The sequence below is a fragment of the Yersinia thracica genome (assembly GCF_902170565.1).
In the GTDB taxonomy this organism is placed as follows: Bacteria; Pseudomonadota; Gammaproteobacteria; order Enterobacterales; family Enterobacteriaceae; genus Yersinia; species Yersinia thracica.
In genome coordinates this window covers 58,263-79,627 of the sequence record NZ_CABHXX010000084.1, presented here as the reverse complement: position 1 = coordinate 79,627, position 21,365 = coordinate 58,263, and the positions used below count along the sequence as shown (strand labels likewise).

The window sequence follows — 21,365 nt, the reverse complement described above, 5'->3', positions numbered from 1 at the left end:
CCCTTTATACCCATTACAATTAGTGGCGGCGGTAGCTCTTCTGCGCGCTATTCACTTTCACCAGATAGCGGCGAGATTCACCGGATGGGTGTTTGGTGGTTAGCGTTTGGAATACATCGCCCGGAGCCATACTATTAATAATATTAACCGCTTGGTTTTTGTCGCTAGAGAATACCCGTAACACACTGCCTGCACCGCCATTATAGGAGGTAATAACTGCATAACGCCGCGAGGTGGCATTTTGAATACCGCCCAAATAGGTATTTTGCAGAATAGATAGATAGGCTGTGCCAGCATCAATATTATTAGCAGGATCAAACAGATAACTGCGGCTCGGCTGACCACTTTTACCTTTCAGTTTGTAGACATCCCGCCCAGCAGTATGCTGAACAACCTGCATCAGGCCGAGTGCATCAGAGCCACTAACCGCATAGGGGTTAAAGCTTGATTCAGTTTGCATAATAGCCAGAATTAATGACTCTTCTACGCCATAGCGCTCAGCCGATTGCCGCACCAGTGGCAGATATTTATGTGCGCGTTTATCCAGATGGTTCGGCACTAATTGCAAGGTTACCGACCAGATAACATGCAAACCAGAGGTGCGTTTTTGCATTTTATTTTGCAGTAAATAATCAGCAAAATGTGCAGCTCGCCATTCCCAACGAATAGGCTCGCCGTTGTTATCTAGTACCTGCCCATAGAGGAAGGGTTCTTTACTAATCTGGATATCATTAGCATCAGAATAGAGGTCGATCGAGCCAGGATCATCGCCCATTAATAACGTGGTAATAATCGCCTGACGTAAGTGAGCCGCCGGATCAGTCGTGGCAATAGTTTCAACTGTAATGGTACCAGCATCAAAGTTGATATGGCTGCGGGTTTGATATTGATCCGTATACTTAACGTAATCTTTTGGGCCCGCGATTAAGACTTCTTTTAATCCCCAAATATTTTCAATGTTATGGGCAAATTGGCCCATTAAAATTTCAAAACCGTTGGTGTCTTTGACAAAGACTTCGTTTTCTGGCTGATTTTTATTGCCTGAACAAGACACTAACAATGGTGCAATGACCAACAAAGCTAAAATTTTCTTCATCTTACAAGCCATATCTTGATGAGGAATGTCCCCGTTAGGGAATAAATAACAGCGGGGCCAACGTAGGCCCCGTAATAGGTTACTGACTCGGTGGAGTATAACCTTCAATATGAACATCCTGCCCTTCGAACAGGAAATTGACCATTTCTTGTTCCAGCAATTTTCGGTCTTCTACATTCATCATGCTGAGCTTCTTCTCATTAATCAGCATGGTTTGTTTAGTTATCCATTGTGACCAAGCTTCTTTTGAGATTTCGTTATAGATACGTTTGCCGATTTCGCCCGGATACAGCTGAAAATCTTGCCCCTCAGCATCCTTTTTTAAAAACGTGCAAAAAATCGTTCTGCTCATGCTAAATCCTCTTTGATGACTATCGTCAAATACAGCTATTTGGGTAGACGGCGGTGCTGTCCATTATTGTTTTGCTAACTTTTCTTTTGTTAACTCTTCTTTTGCTAACTGAAGTAATAAGCGCTCAACGGGGGCGGCCAATCCTACCGACGGTGGCTGTGCTAAGTTATACCAGAGACCCGCCCCATCATCCATGCATCCACGCCCTGATGCAGTATTCAGCCACATGGGGACAATATCCAGATGAAAGTGGCTGAAGGTATGACGAAAAGCAGTTAACTGCTGCAACTCGCTGGCGGCCATGCCACGTTGTTGTAACCAACTATCCAGACTCTCTTGTTCAGCAAATTGCGGGAAACAAAATAATCCGCCCCATAATCCCACAGGAGGCCGCTGTTCGAGCCACACCTGAGAACCGTTTTGCAGTAACAGAAAATAGGCTGTTTTTTCCGGTATTGTTTGTTTGGGTTTTTTACCCGGATAGCGTGTCCAGCTATGGTTGGCATAAGCAAGACACCCCATATTCAGTGGGCAAAGTTCGCATTTGGGCTTTGAACGGGTGCATACAATTGCGCCTAAATCCATCATGGCCTGATTAAACTGGCCCACTCCCTTGGCGGGGGTGACATCTTCACTGATTTGCCACAGTCGCCCTTCGACCTCTTTTTTACCCGGCCATCCCTCAACGGCATAGCAACGAGCCAGAACTCGCTTCACATTACCGTCTAAAATGGGGAAATGTTGCCCCAAAGAGAGTGATAAAATAGCACCCGCAGTGGAGCGGCCAATACCGGGCAGTGCGAGTATGTCGTCAAAATTCGTGGGAAATTCGCCCTGATGGCGTTCAACAACAATCTGGGCGGCTTTATGCAGGTTTCTGGCGCGGGCGTAATAACCCAACCCAGTCCACAAATGCAAAACTTCGTCCAGCGGGGCTGCCGCCAAAGCACGGATATCAGGGAAGCGCAGCATAAAACGTTGGAAATAAGGAATGACGGTCGCAACCTGCGTTTGTTGCAACATCACTTCTGATAGCCAGACTTGATAAGGTGTTTTATCCAATTGCCATGGCAATGTTTTGCGGCCAAAGCTTTGGTACCACTCAAGTACCACGTGCGCGAATTGTTGCGCTTGCATCATAAGCAGGTATCGATATCCGACAGAGAAATAAATTAGGGCTGGATTGCAGCATAGACTCCTCAGACTGTAAACCCCCTTCGTTCTTGACGCTACAGCGGCGTTAGCGGCATTCACTCACCCGAATCACTTACTTGAGTAAGCTCATCGGGGTTTATTCACTTGCTGCCTGGCTGTAACGCCAATAACTTTGGAGGAAATACCTTCGTTCTTGACGCTACAGCGGCGTTAGCGGCATTCACTTAGCCAGTTTGGGCATTAATCTGTTATTTACAGCTTAATTTTGTACTTATGACCGCCAGAGTTGATAAACTGGCGTATCTTTGCATAATGCGCGTTCGTATACGCAACCAACAGACAGAAAGCACCATGATAAATGACGTCATATCTCCGGAATTTGATGAAAACGGTCGCGCTATGCGCCGTATTCGTAGTTTTGTCCGCCGTCAGGGGCGCCTGACCAAAGGCCAACAACTGGCGCTTGATAACTACTGGCCGGTGATGGGCGTGGAATATCAGCCAACCCCTGTTGATTTAGCTGCCTTATTTGGCCGTGAAGCGCCAGTAGTATTGGAAATCGGCTTTGGTATGGGAACTTCGCTGGTCACTATGGCGGCCAGTAATCCGCAACAGAATTTTCTGGGAATAGAAGTACACTCTCCGGGCGTGGGGGCTTGCTTGGGCTCAGCGCATGAAGCTGGCCTGAATAACCTGCGGGTTATGTGCCATGATGCGGTCGAAGTGCTGGAAAATATGATCCCGGATGCATCATTGGACATGGTTCAGTTGTTTTTCCCAGACCCATGGCACAAAGCACGCCATAATAAACGTCGTATCGTGCAGGCACCTTTTGTCGAATTGGTAAAAAGTAAATTAAAAGTGGGCGGCGTGTTCCATATGGCGACCGACTGGCAGCATTATGCAGAACATATGCTGGAGGTTATGTCAGGTGCGAACGGGTACCACAACCTGTCAGAGCAGAATGATTATGTGCCTCGTCCGGACTCGCGCCCGCTGACAAAATTTGAATTACGTGGCCAGCGCTTGGGACATGGCGTTTGGGATCTGATGTTTGAGAGGAAAGAATAATGGCTAATAATCGTAGTCGTCGTTTGCGCAAAAAAATGCATATCGATGAGTTTCAAGAATTAGGTTTTTCTGTAAAGTGGACCTTCCCAGAAGGGACCAGTGTTGATGTCATTGACGAAACTGTCGATACTTTTATTGATGAAGTCATTGAAGCAAACGGTCTGGCATTTGATGGCAGCGGCTATTTGCAGTGGGAAGGCCTGATTTGCCTGCAAGAAATTGGTCATTGCACGGATGAACACCGTGCGTTAGTGACTAAATGGCTGGAAGCGCGCAAATTGAAAGATGTAGAAACCAGTGAGCTGTTTGATATCTGGTGGGATTGATCTTCCGTTTTAACGGTAGATAATCAATAAGGGCGCCTAATGCAGGCGCCTTTGTTTTTATCAGGCGCAGTTAGCGAAAACGGTTACTGGAGATTGATTGGGAGCATCATTGTGGCAGCAGCTTTAGGGGTGACAACAGGTTTAGATAATGCCTTGCTGGCGGATATCTTGCAGCAGGTGCGCCCGCTGATTGGTCAGGGGAAAGTGGCGGATTATATCCCCGCCTTGGCTGAAGTCTCGGCTGATAACTTGGGTATCGCGGTCTGTACGTTGGATGGCACAATATTTCAGGCCGGAGATGCCAATGAGCGCTTCTCTATTCAATCGATTTCAAAAGTATTAAGTCTGACTCTGGCATTATCGCGTTATGGGGAACAGGAAGTATGGCAGCGGGTTGGCAAAGAACCCTCTGGTCAGCCATTTAACTCATTGGTGCAATTAGAGTTAGAAAAAGGTAAACCGCGTAACCCATTTATTAATCCAGGGGCGCTGGTGGTCTGCGATATGTTGCAAAGCCGCCTTAGCGCGCCGAAACAACGAATGTTGGAAGTGGTGCGCCAGTTAGTGAATGACGATAGCATCAGCTACGATACTCGCGTCGCGCGATCAGAATTTGAAAACTCCGATCGGAATGCGGCCATCGCCTATTTGATGAAGTCTTTCGGTAATTTCAATAATGATGTATTGACGGTACTTCAGACCTATTTTCACTATTGCGCCATGCGCATGAGTTGTGTCGAACTGGTCCGCTGCTTTGCCTATCTGGCGAATCAGGGGCGCAGTATTAGCGGGCAAGAACCGCTGATTACACCGATGCAGGCGCGGCAAATCAATGCTCTGATGATTACCAGTGGTATGTATGATGGAGCCGGTGAATTTGCCTTCCGCGTGGGGATGCCGGGTAAGTCCGGTGTTGGTGGTGGGATTATTGCCATTGTGCCCGATGAGTTGTGTATTGCGGTTTGGTCACCAGAATTAGACCACGCAGGGAACTCTCTGGCCGGAACCGCTGCCTTAGAGCTACTGGCACAGCGGATTGGCCGCTCCATTTTTTAGGACAGCTCCCCTTCATACCTAAAGTAAATTCTGGCAGGGTGGGGATTAGCACGTTATATACTCTAAATAATTCGAGTTGCCGGAAGGCGGCAAGAGAGAGAACCCCGATGAGCTTACTGTCGTAAGTGATTTGGGTTATTGAACGTAGCCAACACACATGCAGCTTGAAGTATGACGAGTAAAAATAGCGATAGAGCCATAGAAATACTGAATGGCACAGCTTCTCAGGAGTCTTATGTTAGTTAAAATGAAAGCATTACGAACGGCGGGGCTAGCGGTATTGATGCTGACTGCCTGGCAGGCACAAGCTGATTATCAGTGCAGTGTAAAGCCGCAGGATGATGTGATTATCAGCCCGCAATCTGTACAGGTGGTGGGAGCCAGCGGTAATTTACAGATTTCGCCTGACGGTGATGTTATCCGTAATGGTAAGACATTAACTGTGACCGATGCACAGCGCCAACAAGCTTTCCGCTATCAAACGGCATTGCGCAAAGATTTGCCGTGGATAGAAAATGGTGCCCAGCAGCACTTGGAAAAGGCACGAGTTTCGCTGGATAAAGTGATTGTTCAGCAATTGGGGAGCAGCAGCAATGTGCGTAACCGGCTGACAACTTTGAGTGACCAGCTTAAGCAACAGATGAGCCGAATTATTGAGAAGCGCAGCGACGGTTTAACTTTCCACCATAAAGCGATTGATCAAGTCGAAAAAGATGGCCGCCAGCTGGTACAGCAAAGCATGGGCGGTGTGTTGCAAGATAGCCTGAATGAGATGGGCGTTAAGCAGGCGACCAGCAGCAGTGGGGGTAATAATCCATTGCAGGCTATTATGGGGAATCTGGGTGGTTTACAGCAGGCTATCCAAAACGAATGGAATAATCAGGAGCAGGATTTCCAGCAGTTCGGGCACGAGGTGTGTGGGCGCGTGACGACACTGGAGCAGCAGCGTAAGGATTTACTCAAAGCATTAAATTAATATCCCCGTCATCTTTCCAGGCGCAGGGCTGTTGGCTGCTATCACTTACCCAAGTTATTGAGTTATCTCAACTCCTTGGGTTCATTTTGTTGCCGCCTACCTGCAATGCGAGATTTATTGGGTATAGGGTGATTCAGATTTTGCAGGTTCAGACTGGGAATGCGGTCTGAACCTGTTTTTCTCACTTATTTTTATAAAATCTCAATTAGCTTTACAAAAACAGTTCTAACAGCGAGTTAAGGAATAACTTTCCTTTCTCGGTGATCTGCCAGTATTCCTCTGTTTCGATTAAATATTCTTTCGCTAATGCTTCATCCAACTGCGGGCGAATGGTGCTTTCAGCTAACCCGGTGAAATGGGTGAAATCCGCGCGCGGTGCGGCCTCTAGCAAACGGAAGCGGTTCATAAAGAACTCAAAAGGCCGGTCAGCGGCTTCAACTTCATATTGCTTATCCAGATATTTACCCAGCATAAAACCACGGGGATGCTTGGTTTTTATGGTGCGTAAGATCCGCCCATCACTAAAAGTGATTTTACCGTGAGCACCACAGCCAATCCCCAGATAATCGCCAAAACGCCAATAGTTGAGATTATGCTGACATTGGTAGCCCGGTTTGGCGTAGGCCGAGGTTTCATATTGCTGATATCCAGCGGCACTGAGTAACTGGTGGCCTTGCTGGAAAATATCCCACAGCGCATCGTCATCTGGCAGTGTCGGTGGGCGCGAACTGAAGCCGGTGTTTGGCTCAATCGTCAACTGATACCAAGACAGATGCGGGGGATTCAATGCAATAGCCTGACGCAAATCGTCCAGCGCCTCTTCCAGCGATTGATCCGGTAAACCGTGCATTAAGTCCAGATTAAAACTGCGCAGTTCCAGTGAGGTCGCCAGTTCAGCGGCGTGCTTTGCCTCATCCGGCCCGTGTATCCGCCCCAACCGCGTTAACTTCTGAGCGCTAAAGCTTTGTACGCCAATAGAGATGCGATTGATACCCGCGCGCTGATAGCCGCTGAAACGCTCTGCTTCAACGGCACCGGGGTTGGCTTCCATGGTGATTTCAGCATCAATGGCGAGTGGCAATCTGGCACGAACGCCATCGAGCAACTGCTGCATAGCCTCGGCACTGAGCAAGCTTGGTGTGCCGCCACCAATAAAAATGGTGCTAATCTCGCGACCGTTGACCAGAGGCACATCTGCATCAAGGTCCGCTAGCAAGTGCTCTACATATTCCTGATGGGGGACATCGCCTTTCAGTGCATGGGAATTAAAGTCACAGTAAGGGCATTTCTGCACACACCAGGGAACATGGATGTAGAGACTGAGCGGGGGTAATTTAAGCATTGCGCAGGGCATCCAGCATCAGTTTCAGTGCTTGACCACGATGGGAAACTGCGTGCTTTTCTTCACGAGTTAATTCTGCTGCGGTTTTATCCAGCTCTGGAACATAGAAAATAGGGTCATAACCAAATCCAGCCGTACCGGCGGGTTGGTGAGCAATCACACCCGGCCATTGACCATGGAATACCAATGGCGTTGGATCTTCCGCATGGCGCATATAAACCAGCACACAATGGAATTGCGCGCCGCGCTGTTCATCGGGAATATCTTTCAGCGCGACCAGCAGTTTTTCCAGATTTTCTTGGTCACTGGCATCAGCGCCCGCATAGCGTGCGGAGTAAATCCCAGGCGCTCCACCCAAAGCATCAACAGCTAAGCCGGAGTCATCTGCGATAGCCGGCAAACCTGTGGTTTGTGCGGCATGGCGTGCTTTTAATATGGCGTTTTCAATAAAAGTTAAGCCAGTTTCTTCGGCAGATTCGACACCCAGTTCGGTTTGCGCGATGACATCCAAACCAAAATCGGCCAGCAAATTTGCTAACTCACGCACTTTACCGGGGTTACCGGTGGCTAATACTATTTTTTGCATGGAAGAGTCCTGAATTTCATTTAGGCTGATAATTAATCGCCCAATTCTAGCGGGAAATATTTATCATTTGAGCAGTGTCGCTACTTCGGGCGGGATCTGTTGCGGGTTAACGATTTTGATCTGCTTATGCCGCCCCAACTCGCCCTTTTCGATAATCACCTGGCTTTTCGCTACCCGGAACTGTTTAGCGATAAACTTGACCAAATGAGCATTAGCTTGACCATCAACGGGTGGCGCGGTAATGGCGACTTTAAGTTCGTCGCCATGTAAACCGACTATCTGATCACGACTGGCTTTCGGCTGAATATATAGCTTGAGTGCCAGCCCGTCCAGCACCCGGGTGACGGCACTCACAGTATGAACCAAAGCTCGCCTAGCAGATCCGTGCCTAAATAGTTGAACAGATACAGAATAAGAATCACCACCATCGCCGAGAAATCGATACCGCCCATGGCGGGTAAAATACGGCGAATCGGAGCCATTAAAGGTTCAGTTAACTGATAAAGCAGGTAATCCATTGGGCTGCGGCCCTGACTAACCCAGCTCATCAGCGCCCGAATAATCATCACCCAGAAAATGAGATAACCGACTGCTTTGACTAATGAAATAACACCGAACAGCAAGTTATACGGGCTGAGTGACATTGAGCCGCTCTGAATCAGCACCAACAGTGGATACTTGATGGTCATCAACAGAAACGCCAACAGCAGAGATGCACTGTCGATAGGCCCCAGAGAAGGGATAATCCGGCGCAACGGGCCAACAATCGGCTGGGTGATTTTCACCACAAATTGTGAGAACGGGTTATAAAAATCGCTGTGAACCCACTGCATCCAGATGCGCAACAGCAGTACCATCACATACAGGTCAATGACCGTTTTTGCCAGAAAAGTCAGCGTTAGCATGAGTTGCCTTAATCCTTTATTCAATAGGGTATGCAGGTAAATAGACCGTCTATTCGCCTACTTTATAGGCCCCTATCTTAACGGGAAAGCATCAGGGCCAGTGTCGGGTTTTGTAAATTTTGCCGTGGTTAGAACAGCTTTTCCATTTCTTTTGCTCGCACAATGGCGGCTTGCATGGCATTGGAGACAATTACTGGCAAATGCTGTTCGTTAAATACTCGAATTGCCTCGGCGGTCGTGCCCCCTTTCGACGTGACCTGTTCACGCAGTGTTGAAAGTGGTAATTGCGGGTTGGCCTCCACTAATGCTGTCGCACCGGACGCCGCTTGCTGTACCAGCATACGGGCAGTTTCACTGTCAAAACCTAATTTTTCAGCTTCTTGCTGCATTGCTTCCATAAACAAGAAGAAATAAGCGGGCGCACTGCCTGCGGCAGCAATAACGCTGTTGATGCCGTTTTCGTCATTCACCCAACAAACTTTACCCACTGAACTCATCAGTGAAGCCGTGAAATCACGGTCATCCTGCGAGACTTGCTCCGGTGCATAAAGGCCGCTCATCCCTTTCCCCACCAGCGAAGGTGTGTTGGGCATAATTCGCACCAGATTGAGATTCTCGCCCAATAGCGCATAGAAACGGGCCACCTGCACACCCGCAGCAATAGACAGCACCAGCTTACCGGTAAAGTTGATATTTTCCTGCAATGGCTGGCATACCACCGCCATTAATTGGGGCTTAACGGCTAAAACCACCACCTCGGCTTTTTTCGCCTCGGCAATGTTGTCGTCACTACTGATAACACCGAATTCAGCGGCCAAAGCATCACGGTTTTTAGCGGAAGGCGCACAAACACTGATCATTTTAGCGGGGTAACCACCGGCTACTAAACCCGCGATAATTGCCCGCGCCATATTGCCCGCACCAATGAATGTAATGTTGCGATGTTTCATTAAATCAGTTCTCCTCATCCCCTGCGTATTTGAAGCCACAGCGGTGTTAGCATCTATCACTCACCCGAATCACTTACTTGTGTAAGCTCATCGGGATTCGCTCCTTTGCTGCCTTGCCGTGACTCCAACTACTTTGGGGCCCTCTTTGTATTCGAAGCCGCCGGGGGTTAAGCGCGGGTGCCAAAAATGGCGGTACCAATGCGCACTAAAGTACTGCCCGCGGCAATAGCGGCAGCCATATCATCCGTCATCCCCATGGAAAGCGTATCCATCTGAGGGTAGCTGGTTTTTAAAGTCAAGAACGCCTGATTCATTTGCTCAAATACCGCCAGTTGCCGCTGATAATCAGTTTCAGGAGCCGGAATAGCCATTAGCCCGCGTAAATGCAGGTTAGGCAGTTCATTGATACTGGCCGCTAAAGCAGGCAATTCCGCCAGTGCTATACCTGATTTACTCTGCTCATCACTGATATTGACCTGAATTAGGACGTTCAGCGCGGGCATGTCGGGCGGGCGTTGAGCACTTAAGCGCTGCGCAACCTTGAGCCTGTCCACGGTATGGCACCAGGCAAAATTTTCTGCCACTAATCTGCTTTTATTGGATTGCAGCGGGCCGATAAAGTGCCATTCAAGATTGGCTGTGGGGGCGTTATCTGCAAAATAGTGGATTTTATCCACCCCTTCCTGCACGTAGTTCTCACCAAAGGCATATTGCCCTGCGGCGATGGCTTCTTCGATAGCGGTCACAGGCTTGGTTTTACTGACTGCAAGCAATGTCACTTCTTCTGGAGAGCGCCCGCAATTGCATGCAGCAGTTGTGATTTGCGCTCTGACATCCTGTAGATTCTGCTCAATTGTGCTCATATGGACCCAGGAGTTTGATATGGATTTCACCCGTCTGGATAATAAAAACACAGACTTGGATAACCCCGTATTTAGTGGTGTTTTCACCGAATACATTGATTTAGAAAACCCTGAACATGCCGATGGTGACTTCAACGAACAGGATTTTGCCAATAAGGTGGCGGCTAGTGTAAATCATAATGCATCCGATCTGCACCTTTGTACCGGTGATCATCCGGTATTGCGTATTGATGGTGAATTGAAAACCTTCACTCATTGGCCGCGCGTCAATGCTAATTGGCTGAGCGGCCTTAGCCGATATTTATTGAGCGAAGTGCAACAAAGGCAATTGCAGCAAAGTGGGCAAGTAGATTGTGCTTGCACCACAAGTGCCGGGCAACGGCTCAGGGCGAATGTTTTCCAGCAACAGCACGGGCGTTCAATAGCTTTTCGTGTCATTTCTGCAACTAGCCCATCACTGGATGAATTGGATGTTCCACCCATTATTCATCAACTTATTGAGCAAGAGAATGGATTGATTCTAATTACCGGCGCGACAGGCAGTGGCAAAACCACCACATTGAGCGCGATGATAAGTGCCATGAATCAAAAACAAGCGCGCCATATCATCACACTGGAAGATCCGATCGAATTTCTTCATAGCAGCAAAACATGTTTGATCCAGCAGCGGGAATTGGGTCGTCATACTCATTCTTTCAGTAGCGCCTTAATTGGGGCATTGCGGCAAGACCCAGATATCATTTTGCTGGGTGAACTGCGGGATCAAGAGTCAATTCGTTTAGCACTAACCGCTGCTGAAACCGGGCATTTGGTGTTAGCCACATTACATACCCGCACCGCGACCCAAGCAATCGATAGGCTGGTGGACGTTTTCCCAGCAGCAGAGAAAACGGCTATTCAAGCGCAATTGGCAGCCAGTTTACGCGCCGTTATCGCACAAAAATTGTGTCATAAAGTCGGTGGTGGGCGCATGGCTGTATTTGAGATTCTGACCCAAACTACGGCAGCCAGCCATTTGATTCGTGAAGGTAAAACCTACCAGCTTCCCTCAGTGATACAGACAGGTGGGCAATGGGGGATGCAAACTTTTGAACAAAGCATGGCGCAGCGGCAAAAACAGGGCATATTGGCCGAGCAGCATGTGAATCAATTGAGATAGAGCCGCTAACACCGCTGCGGCTCCAATTAAAAAGAGGTTACCCAAAGTAATTGGTGTTGCAGCAAGGCAGCAAACGAATGCATCCCGATGAGCTTACATTGGTAAGTGATTCGGGTAAGTGAGAGCCGCTAACACCGCTGCGGCTCCAATTAAAAAGGGTATCTAGGCTGCGGGGATCTGCTGGGTAATACAATGAATATTGCCGCCACCTAACAGGATCTCGCGGGCAGGGACGCCAACAATCGCATAGTCAGGGAATATCTGCTGCAATAGGTCATGCGCCAGCCCATCTGTGCGGCTGTCCAACAGTGGATAAATAATCTGTTGATTGCTGATTAGGAAGTTGACGTAAGACCCCGCTAACCGCTCACCGGCGGTACGTGGCACCGCATCACTGGACAGCACATCGAAAGTCTCGGCTTCAGTGTTATACAGTGGGCCCGGCGCAGGTAGCTTCCAAATTTTCAGCTTACGGCCTTTGGCATCGACGGCATTGGATAAAACGTCAAAGGCGGCAACCGAACGCGCATATTGCGGATCCTGCTGATCGTCAGTCCAATGCAGGGCGACTTCACCTGGACGGACAAAGCAACACATATTATCGATGTGACCATCAGTCTCATCGTTATAGACGCCGTCCTGTAACCAGATGAAATGCGTGACGCCAAGGTATTCGTGCAACAACTGTTCAATCTGCGCCTGATTCAGGTGCGGGTTGCGGTTTGGATTCAGCAAACATTCAGTGGTGGTCAGTAAAGTGCCTTCGCCATCAGTATGAATAGAGCCACCTTCCAGCACCAGCGGCGCGCTGTAATGGGCATTATTCAAGAAGTCACTGACTTGGACGGCAATTTTCTCATCTTGCTGCCAATTGGCATACAGACCGCCGTTAAGACCGCCCCAGGCGTTAAATTGCCAGTCAACAGCGCGGCGTTCACCCGCACCATTGATGACCATTGTCGGGCCGGTATCACGCATCCACGCGTCATCGCTGGCCATTTCTACCAGGGTAACATTGGCCGGGAGGGTGGCTTTTGCCTGTGCCATAAACTCAGCTGGCACCCCCATAAAGACTGGTGTTGTGCGGCTGATGGCTTCCGCCACTTTGGCAAACGTCTGTTGAGCGGGAATACCTTTGCCACGCCAGTTGTCCTGACGATACGGCCACAGCATCCAGACGGCATCTTGCTGTGCCCATTCGGCGGGCATAAAGAAGCCATCTTGCTGCGGAGTACCCGGCAGTGCTTGTGATGCGGTCTCGGGTAAAATCGGGTCTTTTACAGACATAAATTATCTCCGGGTCTTGCCGTCAGAAGTGGCGAGTGCCTGATACATTTCCGGGCGGCGATCGCGGAACAAGCCCCATGAAGCGCGTTGAGCGGCGATTTCTTGCAAATCGAACTCATGCACCAACACCGCTTCGTCGGTTTTATTCGCCTGCGCCACCAGCGCACCAGTCTGGTCTGCAATAAATGAGGAGCCGTAGAAAGTCATTTCCAAGCCATCGATATATTTGCTTTTCTCAGTACCAATGCGGTTAGAAGCAATCACGGGCACCAGGTTGGCAGCGGCATGGCCTTGCTGAACACGGGTCCAGTGCGGCTGGCTGTCAATATCAGGATAAGCTGGCTCAGAACCAATGGCCGTTGGGTAGAAAATGATTTCCGCGCCCAGCAATGCCAGACTGCGGGCAGTTTCCGGGAACCATTGATCCCAACAGATACCGACACCGACTTTTGCGTAGCGGGTCTGCCAGACTTTAAAGCCAGTATCTCCTGGGATAAAGAATTGTTTTTCTTGATAAGCCGGGCCATTAGGAATATGAGTTTTGCGATACACATCCAGCACTGAGCCGTCAGCATCAATCATGACCAGCGAGTTATAATATGCGTTGTTGGCTTTCTCAAAGAAACTCAGTGGCAATACCACTTCCAGCTCGGCCGCCAGCTTGGAAAAATGTTGGATAAGCGGGCTGCTGTCCAGCTCTTGGGCTAGTGCATAGTGCTCTGGGCTTTGGTCGATGCAGAAATAAGGAGCGGCAAATAGTTCCTGAATCAGGATGATTTGTGCGCCTTTGGCGTGCGCATCACGTACCAGTTTCTCGGCATTTTCAATGTTCTTAGGCAGGTCCCAGGAACAGGCCATTTGAGTCGCAGCAACAGTTACTTTTGTCATGAGAAAACCTCAATAAATGTAAAAAACACCCGCGAGGGTGTGCAATATTTTGAGCCGCTGATTGGCATCCATCCAGTATACAATTGTGCGGGCATGGGTGCCATGCTATACCAGATTTGTCGGGGTAGGCAGCGGGAATGGATAGTGGAAAACAGCAGGGGATAATGTCAAAAAAACGTGTTCAACCTGCTTGCTCATCAAACCAACTTTCCAGAATGATCACTGCGGAGGCGGCGTCGACACTGCCTTTGTCCAGCGCGCGATAACCGCCACTGTCAAATAAATTGGCACGCGCCTCGACGGTACTAAGGCGTTCATCCTGTAAGGCAATCTGGACACCAAAACGGCCATGTAGGCGGTTGGCAAACCTGCGTGCGCGCGCCGTGAGTGGTTGTTCGGTGCCATCCATATTCAATGGTAGCCCGACGACGACTAAATCAGGTTGCCACTCTTTCAGCAGTTTTTCGACTTTTTGCCAGTCCGGTGTGCCGTCCTGAGCTTTAAAAGATGTCAGCGCTCTGGCGGTGCCAGTGACTTCCTGACCAATAGCCACACCGATACTTTTAGTACCAAAATCAAAGGCGATAATTGTGCGATTAGCCATCAGGCGTGTCCTGCTTGCGGGGCAATATTAAAGATATTGATACCCAGTTTATTGGCCGCAGCTTGCCAGCGCTCAGAAATCGGGGTGTTAAACAGGATATGACTGTCTGCCTCAATGGTCAGCCAGGCATTGTCCAGCAGTTCTTGCTCCAACTGCCCCTGTTGCCAGCCTGCATAACCCAGCGCTACCAGCAGATTTTTAGGCTGTTCCGGTGTTCCAAATGTCGCCAGCACATCTTTAGAGGTGGTTATCATGGTATCTGGTGAGATAGGAATACTGGAGCCGAAACCTTCCTGCGGCGAATGCAGGATAAAACCGCGATCTTCCGCCAGTGGGCCACCCGCCAATACTGGTTTATCTAGCCGAATAGAGGGATCTCGTGGGGTTGGGTTGATCTTCAGTTTTTTCAGCACAGTTTCTACTGTGAACTGTTCAATTGACTTGTTAATGACCAAGCCCATCGCACCCTCTTTATTATGTTCACAGATATAGATAACTGATCGCATAAATTGCGGGTCTTGAAGTGACGGCATAGCAATAAGAAAATGATGCTGTAAATTCATTATGTTATATAGGGAGTTCGCTGAGTTAAGGGGAAAACTCCGCCAGTATGCGGATAAATGCGCATAAAGTCACGGATCCCCTTTGTCCTTGAAGCCGCAGGGTTGTTGGCTGCGCTCACGCACCCGAGTCACTTACTGGTTGCTGAACTTAAAATAAGTAAGTTCATCGGGATTTGTTTTCTTGCCGCCTCCAATAACTTTGGGGAGAGGGCATCGGGTTTATTTATTCGCTAACCGAACTTCAATTGCATCCATTAGCATGCCAGTAATCGAAACATCTGGGAAAGCGGCTTCAATCTCGCGAATGCAGGTCGGGCTGGTGACGTTAATTTCAGTCAGGCGATCGCCGATGATATCTAAGCCGACAAAAATTAAGCCTTTTTTCTTCAGCGTCGGTGCTACAGCACGGGCAATTGCCCAGTCACTTTCACTCAGTGGGCGAGCTTCGCCACGGCCACCGGCCGCCAGATTACCGCGAGTTTCACCTTGTGCCGGGATACGCGCCAGGCAATAAGGCACGGGTTCGCCGTCCACGACTAACACACGTTTATCGCCTTCTTTAATGGCCGGCAGGAAATTTTGCGCCATGCAGAATCTGCTACCCAGTTCGGTCAGTGTTTCAATGATAACCGACAAATTAGGGTCATCTTGTTTCACGCGGAAGATTGAAGTGCCGCCCATGCCATCCAGCGGTTTCAGAATGATATCACCGTGTTCCTGATGGAACTTGCGGATATGCTCTTTGCTGCGGCTAACCAGTGTATCGGGGGTTAAATCCGGGAACCATGCGGTAAACAGTTTTTCGTTACAGTCGCGCAAACTCTGCGGTTTATTCACTACCAGAGTGCCTTTATCTTCCGCCCGTTCCAAAATATAGGTGGCGTAGATGAATTCAGTATCAAACGGCGGGTCTTTACGCATCAGAATGACATCAAGGTCATGCAGCGGTAAGTCTTGCTCAGCACCAAAACTGAACCAGTCGTCTTTGTCCTGTTTCACACTTAGCAGGCGGGTGCGAGCGCGGCCATCACCACCACGCAGGTAAAGGTCGCCCATTTCCATGTAATGCAGTTCCCAACCACGGCGCTGTGCTTCCAACAGCATAGCGAAGCTGGAGTCTTTCTTGATATTAATGGACGAGATTGGGTCCATTACGATGCCGAGCTTGATCATTCTTCTCTCCTAATGGGAACTCATTTTATCCCAGGTCGCCAAACCGCACCTGTAAAGCAGTGATAGCGGTAAGGGCGGTAGTTTCGGTACGCAGCACTCGCGGCCCTAGCAGGATATCAGTAAATCCAAGGCGCGCGGTCATGGCAATTTCATCGGCAGAAAGGCCGCCTTCCGGGCCAATCAACAAACGCACTTTGTTGAGTGACGAGGGGAGGGTATTAATGCTGTTGCTAGCTCGCGGGTGCAGATTGAGTTTTAAACTGTCATCTTGTTCCGCGCACCAGTCGGTGAGCTGCATTGCCTCACGGATTTCTGGGATTTTATTGCGCCCGCATTGCTCGCAAGCCGCAATAGCAATTTTCTGCCACTGCTGAATTTTCTTCACCAGACGTTCGCCATCCAGCTTAACGCCGCAGCGCTCGGAAAACAGCGGAGTAATCACATCGACACCCAGTTCAATAGATTTCTGGACAGTAAATTCCATCTTTTCCCCACGGGAAATGACCTGCCCCAAATGCAGATTTAACGGGGATTCGCGGTCTTCCAACTGCCCTTCGGCTAACCGGACAATCAGGTTTTTTTTATCCGCGCGGATAATTTCAGCCGCAAAAACCTGATTACTGCCATCAAATAATTGCAGACTTTGGCCTTCAGTCATCCGCAGCACGCGGCCTACATGATTGGCGGCTTCATCACTGAGCGCCAATTCGGTATTTGCCTGCAAAGGTTGCGGGTGATAAATGCGAGGTATGCGCATGAGTTGTTTGAGCCCTGAAACGAAAACTTTGACCAGTATACTAGATTAGCCTTTTTGCTGCTGGCAAGCCTGTTGTACATAAGGGTTATGATTTCCTTGTGCTTTTGCCACCCGCTCGTCACGCAGACATTCCCAGTTTGTCACCGGGTATTGGCGATTCCACACCTCGAATAGCTTGCTTTGTTGGCTGGAAAGCCGCAGTTGATAGTGATCGCGCATATAAAAGTAAGTCCGCGCAATGGCACCGCGCGCGCGTGCTGGGGGTTCAGCCAGCTTATTTTTGAAGTCGACTTTCATGTCACATTGGCCATATTGACCCTTGCCACCATTCCATTGGGAATACATGAAGTTGTTGCGGTCACCATTCACCTCGCCAATAGCGGGTTGCAGGTTATGCAAATCAGTTTCTATCTGGCGATAGACCGGATCTTTAGCGCAATTTTTGCGCCCACCTTGCTGCCAGCACTGGCGTTGGTGGCCAAATTGCCAAGCTGGGACGACATGCTCCCATTCAATCCGTGCTGCGCGCTGGGCATTTTTCCGAGGTTGATAGCCGCAACTCTTCAGATCCGGAACCCCTTTTTTGCCTTGCCAGTCAATGTTACAACCACAATAAAAACTGCCGGGCGCATCCTGATTAATTTTTGCCGCGACCGCTTTGGCCTGAGAAAAGTTATTGATACTTTGGCTGTAGCCGGGGATCGCAAGCAGTGGGGAAGACAAAACCAGCAGGAATAGAAGTTTGCGTAACATATCTCAAAACAGCCCGATGATGAAAACGGGCAGATTATAGAGAATAGTTATGAATGGCAAGTTAACTTGCTGTTTTATAACAATTAACGTTAGTTACTAACAGTTTTTTTTGCAATAAATTGCAGTTTTTCACCACATTCACGGCAGCGGTATTCGCTCTCACCGCGCTGTACTTTATTGTGGCGGCGAATGGTTAAAGCATGTTGCTGGCATTTGCACTGATAATTAAAAGTCTGACTACGCACCGAGGTCACTTCAAACTGATGAGTGCGGCTAGCCGGGACTTGCAACACCTGCTCCATCATCCAGCGCCATTCTTTACCATGGGGAGCCACCCGACCAAATTGGCGATAAACCAGTAAATGTGCCAGTTCGTGGGGCACCACTTCATCAATAAAAGGTTGTTGATTTTCCAACAATAATACTGGATTTAGACGGATTTCGAAGGATTGTAGATAGGCGCTGCCCGCGCTAGTACCGCGTTGATGATAATTAATTTTAGGCTCCGGATAGTCGGTGCCAAGATGCTGATTTGCCAGCTGTAATTTATGGCGCAAACAGCGCATAACCGCTTGTTGTAGCGCGATGGGGATTCTTAATGAACTCATATCGCGGAAGAATAAAACGGCAGATAGTCAGATGCAAGCGAGTCGTTTGAGCTAATGCTTCAACAGAGGGTTTTTCTGTGGGGTATTATATAAAAACAAAATAAATCAATCGCGGATAGTAAAATATTGGCACAGCTTGAGCTGCTGTATCAGCTTTATTGCCCCACAAGAGAAGGAGGGCGCATGACGATAGATTGGGCTAATTTCACTCCCTACAGTGCACTGGCGGGTGGAGCGCTATTGGGTCTTGCCGTAACAATTCTATGGCTTTGCAATGGCCGTATTGCCGGTATTAGCGGTATTTTAGGCGGATTATTGCCGCCAAAAGTGGGGGATATTTCCTGGCGCATTGCTTTTATCCTCGGCTTGATTGCTGCTCCGGTGATTTATTCACTCTTTGCGGCTCTGCCGGTGATTCAGATTGATGCGGGCTTGCCGGTTCTGATCGTGGCCGGATTATTGGTCGGGATTGGCACTCGCTATGGTGCAGGTTGCACCAGTGGGCATGGTGTCTGCGGATTAGCGCGCTTTTCACCGCGTTCATTGCTGGCGACATTGAGTTTTATGTTTGCGGGTTTTGCCACTGTATGGCTTGTTCGTCATCTATTCGCTTAGTCGATAGGAAGGGAATATGAATTTACTTTTCTCATTGCTTGCCGGGTTGGTTTTTGGCCTGGGGCTGATAGTCGCAGGTATGGCGAATCCAGCTAAAGTGCTGGGTTTTCTGGACATTGCTGGCTTATGGGACCCTTCGCTAGCGCTGGTGATGGCCGCCGCAGTCGCTATCGCGACATTAGGTTTTGGTTGGGCTAAAAAACGTAAAACCAGTTTGCTGGGACAACCTCTCCAATTGCCAACATCGACTCGAATTGAGCGCCGTTTAATCGGCGGTAGCCTGTTATTTGGTATTGGCTGGGGGTTAGCGGGGATATGTCCTGGGCCAGCTTTAGTGCTATTGGGGGCGGGCATATACAAAGGCGTTATTTTTGTCGCCGCGATGGTGGCGGGAATGGCGATATTCAGCTTGATTGAGCGTTACCGACAATCATAAAAATAATGTATAAAAAAACCCCGCCTGGCGGGGTTTTTGCGATTGAGAACTGATTGGCCGAAACTTATTTCAGGCCAGCAGCATCACGCAACAACGCGGCTTTGTCAGTTTTTTCCCAAGGGAATTCTTCACGGCCAAAGTGACCATAAGCGGCAGTTTTGCGATAAATCGGGTGGAGTAAATCCAGCATTTGGATCAGGCCATAAGGGCGCAGTTCAAAGAACTCACGAACCAAAGTGACCAATTTATCTTCAGGGATCTTCCCAGTACCAAATGTTTCCACCATGATGGAAGTCGGCTCTGCCACACCGATAGCGTAAGAAACCTGAATTTCGCAACGGTCAGCCAAGCCAGCCGCGACGATATTTTTTGCCACATAACGAGCAGCATAAGCGGCAGAACGGTCAACTTTTGATGGGTCTTTACCTGAAAACGCACCGCCACCATGACGTGCCATACCGCCGTAGGTATCAACGATAATTTTACGGCCAGTCAGACCACAGTCACCCATTGGGCCACCGATAACAAAACGGCCTGTTGGGTTAATATGATATTTAGTGGCTGCATTGAGCCACTCGGCCGGCAGAATCGGCTTGATGATTTCTTCCATCACCGCTTCTTGTAAATCCGTCAGGCTAATATCTTCTGAATGCTGAGTTGACAGAACCACCGCATCAATACCGATAATTTTGCCATCGTCATATTGGAAGGTAATCTGGCTTTTCGCATCCGGGCGCAACCATGGCAAAGTGCCATCTTTACGTACCGCGGCCTGGCGCTCGACCAAACGGTGAGCATAAGTAATTGGCGCGGGCATCAAGACGCTGGTTTCGTTGGTGGCGTAACCAAACATCAAACCTTGGTCACCTGCACCTTGCTCCAGTGGGTCAGCACGGTCAACACCCTGATTAATATCAGGAGATTGCTTACCAATTGCACTCAATACAGCACAAGAGTTAGCATCAAAACCCATCTCAGAATTGACATAACCGATTTCGCGCACAGTACGGCGGGTAATTTCTTCGATATCTACCCAGGCGTTAGTGGTCACTTCACCGCCAACTAATACCATACCCGTTTTGACATAGGTCTCGCAGGCAACACGTGCTTTTGGATCTTGCTCCAGAATGGCGTCAAGTACAGCGTCTGAAATCTGGTCGGCAACTTTGTCAGGATGTCCTTCGGAAACTGATTCCGACGTAAATAGGTGTTTAGCCATTGTTTTTCTTTACCTTGAATACAAGTGAAATGTCACTGCATAGCATTAGAAGTCAAGCAACCCTAGCCGCAGTTTGTACCGGCTTTTCGTTGTATTGCACTTTACAACGCCTCTTTAGGCAAAGCCTTTAGCAGTCTATCCCTTTAGAAGTCCGTCATAATTATAACGACACAGACATTCTAGCAATTAAAATGGATGGATGTATTAACATCTGGACGTCTATTTTAGGTCAGCTTTTGCTGTTAACGCCAGCCCTTTTTGCATCAAGATATTTCTCACTTTAGTTGTCACTTGATTTATTTACCGCTTGATACAGTTATACCCGTCATACTTCAAGCTGCATGTGTGTTGGCTACACTCAATAACCCGAATCACATACGAGGGTAAGCTCATCGGGATTATCTTGCTTGCCGCCTTCCTGCAACTCGAATTATTTAGGGCATACAGGCCATTTTCATTTTGCATTTTGCTCCCATTATAGGTATAAACTGCGCGCGCAGCTTATTCGATACGCAATGATGAAGATGGCAGAAGATGACATTAGCTCATTGTTAGATCTTTAGTGTTTCGCACTTAGTGAGAGGCACTCAATCTTATGGGCGCATCATAGTGATAAGCACTAAAA

General features: G+C 48.8%; 25 protein-coding genes. 7 read left to right on the top strand and 18 right to left on the bottom strand.

The features are described from left to right. Positions 1–19: 19 nt before the first annotated feature. The 3 genes from mltC to mutY all read right to left on the bottom strand — a co-directional run bounded on the left by mltC (position 20) and on the right by mutY (position 2,588). Positions 20–1,096, bottom strand: coding sequence for a membrane-bound lytic murein transglycosylase MltC (mltC, locus tag FTA91_RS11935; protein WP_050115991.1), 1,077 nt, complete (start codon positions 1,094–1,096; stop codon positions 20–22). Positions 1,097–1,175: 79 nt separating this feature from the next. Continuing rightward, positions 1,176–1,448, bottom strand: a complete 273-nt coding sequence (locus FTA91_RS11930) for an oxidative damage protection protein (RefSeq protein WP_004391023.1) — start codon at positions 1,446–1,448, stop codon at positions 1,176–1,178. A 63-nt stretch (positions 1,449–1,511) separates the two neighbouring features. Beyond that, the gene (mutY, locus tag FTA91_RS11925) at positions 1,512–2,588 is read right to left on the bottom strand and encodes an A/G-specific adenine glycosylase (protein WP_174634627.1); all 1,077 of its coding nucleotides are present in this window, start codon (positions 2,586–2,588) and stop codon (positions 1,512–1,514) included. Positions 2,589–2,954: 366 nt separating this feature from the next. Here mutY and trmB point away from each other — a divergent pair, with 366 nt between their 5' ends. The 4 genes from trmB (at position 2,955) to FTA91_RS11905 (ending at position 6,032) form a co-directional block, all read left to right on the top strand. Further along, entirely contained in the window at positions 2,955–3,674 is a 720-nt protein-coding gene (trmB, locus tag FTA91_RS11920) for a tRNA (guanosine(46)-N7)-methyltransferase TrmB (RefSeq protein WP_050115995.1), read from the top strand. Further along, complete coding sequence (locus tag FTA91_RS11915; RefSeq protein WP_050115996.1) at positions 3,674–4,000, top strand: YggL family protein; 327 nt, start codon at positions 3,674–3,676, stop codon at positions 3,998–4,000. Before trmB ends, FTA91_RS11915 begins: the two co-directional genes overlap by 1 nt. A 129-nt stretch (positions 4,001–4,129) precedes the next feature. Then, a complete protein-coding gene (gene glsB / locus FTA91_RS11910; RefSeq protein WP_050116029.1) occupies positions 4,130–5,056 on the top strand; it encodes a glutaminase B in 927 nt (308 codons plus the stop codon). A gap of 235 nt (positions 5,057–5,291) precedes the next feature. Then, entirely contained in the window at positions 5,292–6,032 is a 741-nt protein-coding gene (locus tag FTA91_RS11905) for a YggN family protein (protein WP_050115997.1), read from the top strand. A gap of 211 nt (positions 6,033–6,243) precedes the next feature. Here the strand turns inward: FTA91_RS11905 and hemW are convergent, their stop codons facing one another. The 6 genes from hemW to FTA91_RS11875 all read right to left on the bottom strand — a co-directional run bounded on the left by hemW (position 6,244) and on the right by FTA91_RS11875 (position 10,678). After that, entirely contained in the window at positions 6,244–7,374 is a 1,131-nt protein-coding gene (gene hemW, locus FTA91_RS11900; protein WP_050115999.1) for a radical SAM family heme chaperone HemW, read from the bottom strand. Then, positions 7,367–7,960, bottom strand: coding sequence for an XTP/dITP diphosphatase (locus tag FTA91_RS11895; protein WP_050116001.1), 594 nt, complete (start codon positions 7,958–7,960; stop codon positions 7,367–7,369). The genes hemW and FTA91_RS11895 overlap by 8 nt, the downstream gene beginning before the upstream one ends. A 63-nt stretch (positions 7,961–8,023) precedes the next feature. Then, positions 8,024–8,314 carry a DUF167 family protein YggU gene (gene yggU, locus FTA91_RS11890; protein ID WP_050116003.1) on the bottom strand — a complete coding sequence of 97 codons (291 nt, stop codon included), beginning with the start codon at positions 8,312–8,314 and terminating at the stop codon, positions 8,024–8,026. Beyond that, complete coding sequence (locus FTA91_RS11885) at positions 8,311–8,865, bottom strand: YggT family protein (protein ID WP_004391013.1); 555 nt, start codon at positions 8,863–8,865, stop codon at positions 8,311–8,313. The genes yggU and FTA91_RS11885 overlap by 4 nt, the downstream gene beginning before the upstream one ends. A gap of 128 nt (positions 8,866–8,993) precedes the next feature. Then, positions 8,994–9,815 (bottom strand): pyrroline-5-carboxylate reductase, encoded by an 822-nt coding sequence (gene proC / locus FTA91_RS11880; RefSeq protein ID WP_050116004.1) that lies wholly within the window; start codon positions 9,813–9,815, stop codon positions 8,994–8,996. Between the two features lie 167 nt (positions 9,816–9,982). Beyond that, positions 9,983–10,678: a YggS family pyridoxal phosphate-dependent enzyme gene (locus FTA91_RS11875; RefSeq protein ID WP_145535786.1), complete on the bottom strand. Its 696-nt coding sequence runs from the start codon at positions 10,676–10,678 to the stop codon at positions 9,983–9,985. Between the two features lie 19 nt (positions 10,679–10,697). Between FTA91_RS11875 and FTA91_RS11870 the strand changes: the two genes are divergently transcribed. Continuing rightward, entirely contained in the window at positions 10,698–11,837 is a 1,140-nt protein-coding gene (locus tag FTA91_RS11870; RefSeq protein ID WP_050116008.1) for a type IV pilus twitching motility protein PilT, read from the top strand. Between the two features lie 162 nt (positions 11,838–11,999). On the opposite strand, the gene aguA is transcribed toward FTA91_RS11870, so the two are convergent. The 8 genes from aguA to FTA91_RS11830 form a co-directional block, all read right to left on the bottom strand. Beyond that, the gene (gene aguA, locus FTA91_RS11865) at positions 12,000–13,124 is read right to left on the bottom strand and encodes an agmatine deiminase (protein ID WP_050116012.1); all 1,125 of its coding nucleotides are present in this window, start codon (positions 13,122–13,124) and stop codon (positions 12,000–12,002) included. Between the two features lie 3 nt (positions 13,125–13,127). Then, positions 13,128–14,012, bottom strand: coding sequence for an N-carbamoylputrescine amidase (aguB, locus tag FTA91_RS11860; protein WP_050116013.1), 885 nt, complete (start codon positions 14,010–14,012; stop codon positions 13,128–13,130). Between the two features lie 181 nt (positions 14,013–14,193). After that, positions 14,194–14,616, bottom strand: a complete 423-nt coding sequence (gene ruvX / locus FTA91_RS11855; RefSeq protein WP_019211651.1) for a Holliday junction resolvase RuvX — start codon at positions 14,614–14,616, stop codon at positions 14,194–14,196. Then, complete coding sequence (locus tag FTA91_RS11850; protein WP_145535788.1) at positions 14,616–15,179, bottom strand: YqgE/AlgH family protein; 564 nt, start codon at positions 15,177–15,179, stop codon at positions 14,616–14,618. The genes ruvX and FTA91_RS11850 overlap by 1 nt, the downstream gene beginning before the upstream one ends. Positions 15,180–15,398: 219 nt before the next feature. Continuing rightward, the gene (gshB, locus tag FTA91_RS11845; protein WP_050113756.1) at positions 15,399–16,352 is read right to left on the bottom strand and encodes a glutathione synthase; all 954 of its coding nucleotides are present in this window, start codon (positions 16,350–16,352) and stop codon (positions 15,399–15,401) included. 25 nt (positions 16,353–16,377) lie between these two features. Then, positions 16,378–17,109 carry a 16S rRNA (uracil(1498)-N(3))-methyltransferase gene (gene rsmE, locus FTA91_RS11840; protein WP_050113758.1) on the bottom strand — a complete coding sequence of 244 codons (732 nt, stop codon included), beginning with the start codon at positions 17,107–17,109 and terminating at the stop codon, positions 16,378–16,380. 45 nt (positions 17,110–17,154) lie between these two features. Beyond that, the gene (gene endA, locus FTA91_RS11835) at positions 17,155–17,862 is read right to left on the bottom strand and encodes a deoxyribonuclease I (RefSeq protein ID WP_050113760.1); all 708 of its coding nucleotides are present in this window, start codon (positions 17,860–17,862) and stop codon (positions 17,155–17,157) included. An 89-nt stretch (positions 17,863–17,951) separates the two neighbouring features. After that, positions 17,952–18,470 (bottom strand): SprT family zinc-dependent metalloprotease, encoded by a 519-nt coding sequence (locus tag FTA91_RS11830; protein WP_050113761.1) that lies wholly within the window; start codon positions 18,468–18,470, stop codon positions 17,952–17,954. A 183-nt stretch (positions 18,471–18,653) separates the two neighbouring features. Between FTA91_RS11830 and FTA91_RS11825 the strand changes: the two genes are divergently transcribed. Beyond that, positions 18,654–19,085: a YeeE/YedE family protein gene (locus tag FTA91_RS11825; RefSeq protein WP_145535790.1), complete on the top strand. Its 432-nt coding sequence runs from the start codon at positions 18,654–18,656 to the stop codon at positions 19,083–19,085. A 16-nt stretch (positions 19,086–19,101) separates the two neighbouring features. Then, positions 19,102–19,521, top strand: coding sequence for a DUF6691 family protein (locus tag FTA91_RS11820; RefSeq protein ID WP_050113763.1), 420 nt, complete (start codon positions 19,102–19,104; stop codon positions 19,519–19,521). 64 nt (positions 19,522–19,585) lie between these two features. On the opposite strand, the gene metK is transcribed toward FTA91_RS11820, so the two are convergent. Further along, positions 19,586–20,740, bottom strand: coding sequence for a methionine adenosyltransferase (metK, locus tag FTA91_RS11815; protein WP_050113764.1), 1,155 nt, complete (start codon positions 20,738–20,740; stop codon positions 19,586–19,588). Positions 20,741–21,365 lie beyond the last annotated feature (625 nt).

Bases quoted from the DNA above. Each gene is read 5' to 3' on its own strand.
- aguA (WP_050116012.1), bottom strand. From the start codon at position 13,124: ATGTCTGTAAAAGACCCGATTTTACCCGAGACCGCATCACAAGCACTG.
- ruvX (WP_019211651.1), bottom strand. From the start codon at position 14,616: ATGGCTAATCGCACAATTATCGCCTTTGATTTTGGTACTAAAAGTATC.
- trmB (WP_050115995.1), top strand. From the start codon at position 2,955: ATGATAAATGACGTCATATCTCCGGAATTTGATGAAAACGGTCGCGCT.
- metK (WP_050113764.1), bottom strand. From the start codon at position 20,740: ATGGCTAAACACCTATTTACGTCGGAATCAGTTTCCGAAGGACATCCT.
- FTA91_RS11870 (WP_050116008.1), top strand. From the start codon at position 10,698: ATGGATTTCACCCGTCTGGATAATAAAAACACAGACTTGGATAACCCC.
- gshB (WP_050113756.1), bottom strand. From the start codon at position 16,352: ATGATCAAGCTCGGCATCGTAATGGACCCAATCTCGTCCATTAATATC.
- aguB (WP_050116013.1), bottom strand. From the start codon at position 14,012: ATGACAAAAGTAACTGTTGCTGCGACTCAAATGGCCTGTTCCTGGGAC.
- FTA91_RS11905 (WP_050115997.1), top strand. From the start codon at position 5,292: ATGTTAGTTAAAATGAAAGCATTACGAACGGCGGGGCTAGCGGTATTG.
- FTA91_RS11825 (WP_145535790.1), top strand. From the start codon at position 18,654: ATGACGATAGATTGGGCTAATTTCACTCCCTACAGTGCACTGGCGGGT.
- proC (WP_050116004.1), bottom strand. From the start codon at position 9,815: ATGAAACATCGCAACATTACATTCATTGGTGCGGGCAATATGGCGCGG.
- mltC (WP_050115991.1), bottom strand. From the start codon at position 1,096: ATGAAGAAAATTTTAGCTTTGTTGGTCATTGCACCATTGTTAGTGTCT.
- FTA91_RS11930 (WP_004391023.1), bottom strand. From the start codon at position 1,448: ATGAGCAGAACGATTTTTTGCACGTTTTTAAAAAAGGATGCTGAGGGG.
- hemW (WP_050115999.1), bottom strand. From the start codon at position 7,374: ATGCTTAAATTACCCCCGCTCAGTCTCTACATCCATGTTCCCTGGTGT.
- rsmE (WP_050113758.1), bottom strand. From the start codon at position 17,109: ATGCGCATACCTCGCATTTATCACCCGCAACCTTTGCAGGCAAATACC.
- FTA91_RS11820 (WP_050113763.1), top strand. From the start codon at position 19,102: ATGAATTTACTTTTCTCATTGCTTGCCGGGTTGGTTTTTGGCCTGGGG.
- FTA91_RS11895 (WP_050116001.1), bottom strand. From the start codon at position 7,960: ATGCAAAAAATAGTATTAGCCACCGGTAACCCCGGTAAAGTGCGTGAG.
- FTA91_RS11830 (WP_050113761.1), bottom strand. From the start codon at position 18,470: ATGAGTTCATTAAGAATCCCCATCGCGCTACAACAAGCGGTTATGCGC.
- mutY (WP_174634627.1), bottom strand. From the start codon at position 2,588: ATGATGCAAGCGCAACAATTCGCGCACGTGGTACTTGAGTGGTACCAA.
- endA (WP_050113760.1), bottom strand. From the start codon at position 17,862: ATGTTACGCAAACTTCTATTCCTGCTGGTTTTGTCTTCCCCACTGCTT.
- FTA91_RS11875 (WP_145535786.1), bottom strand. From the start codon at position 10,678: ATGAGCACAATTGAGCAGAATCTACAGGATGTCAGAGCGCAAATCACA.
- FTA91_RS11915 (WP_050115996.1), top strand. From the start codon at position 3,674: ATGGCTAATAATCGTAGTCGTCGTTTGCGCAAAAAAATGCATATCGAT.
- FTA91_RS11850 (WP_145535788.1), bottom strand. From the start codon at position 15,179: ATGAATTTACAGCATCATTTTCTTATTGCTATGCCGTCACTTCAAGAC.
- FTA91_RS11885 (WP_004391013.1), bottom strand. From the start codon at position 8,865: ATGCTAACGCTGACTTTTCTGGCAAAAACGGTCATTGACCTGTATGTG.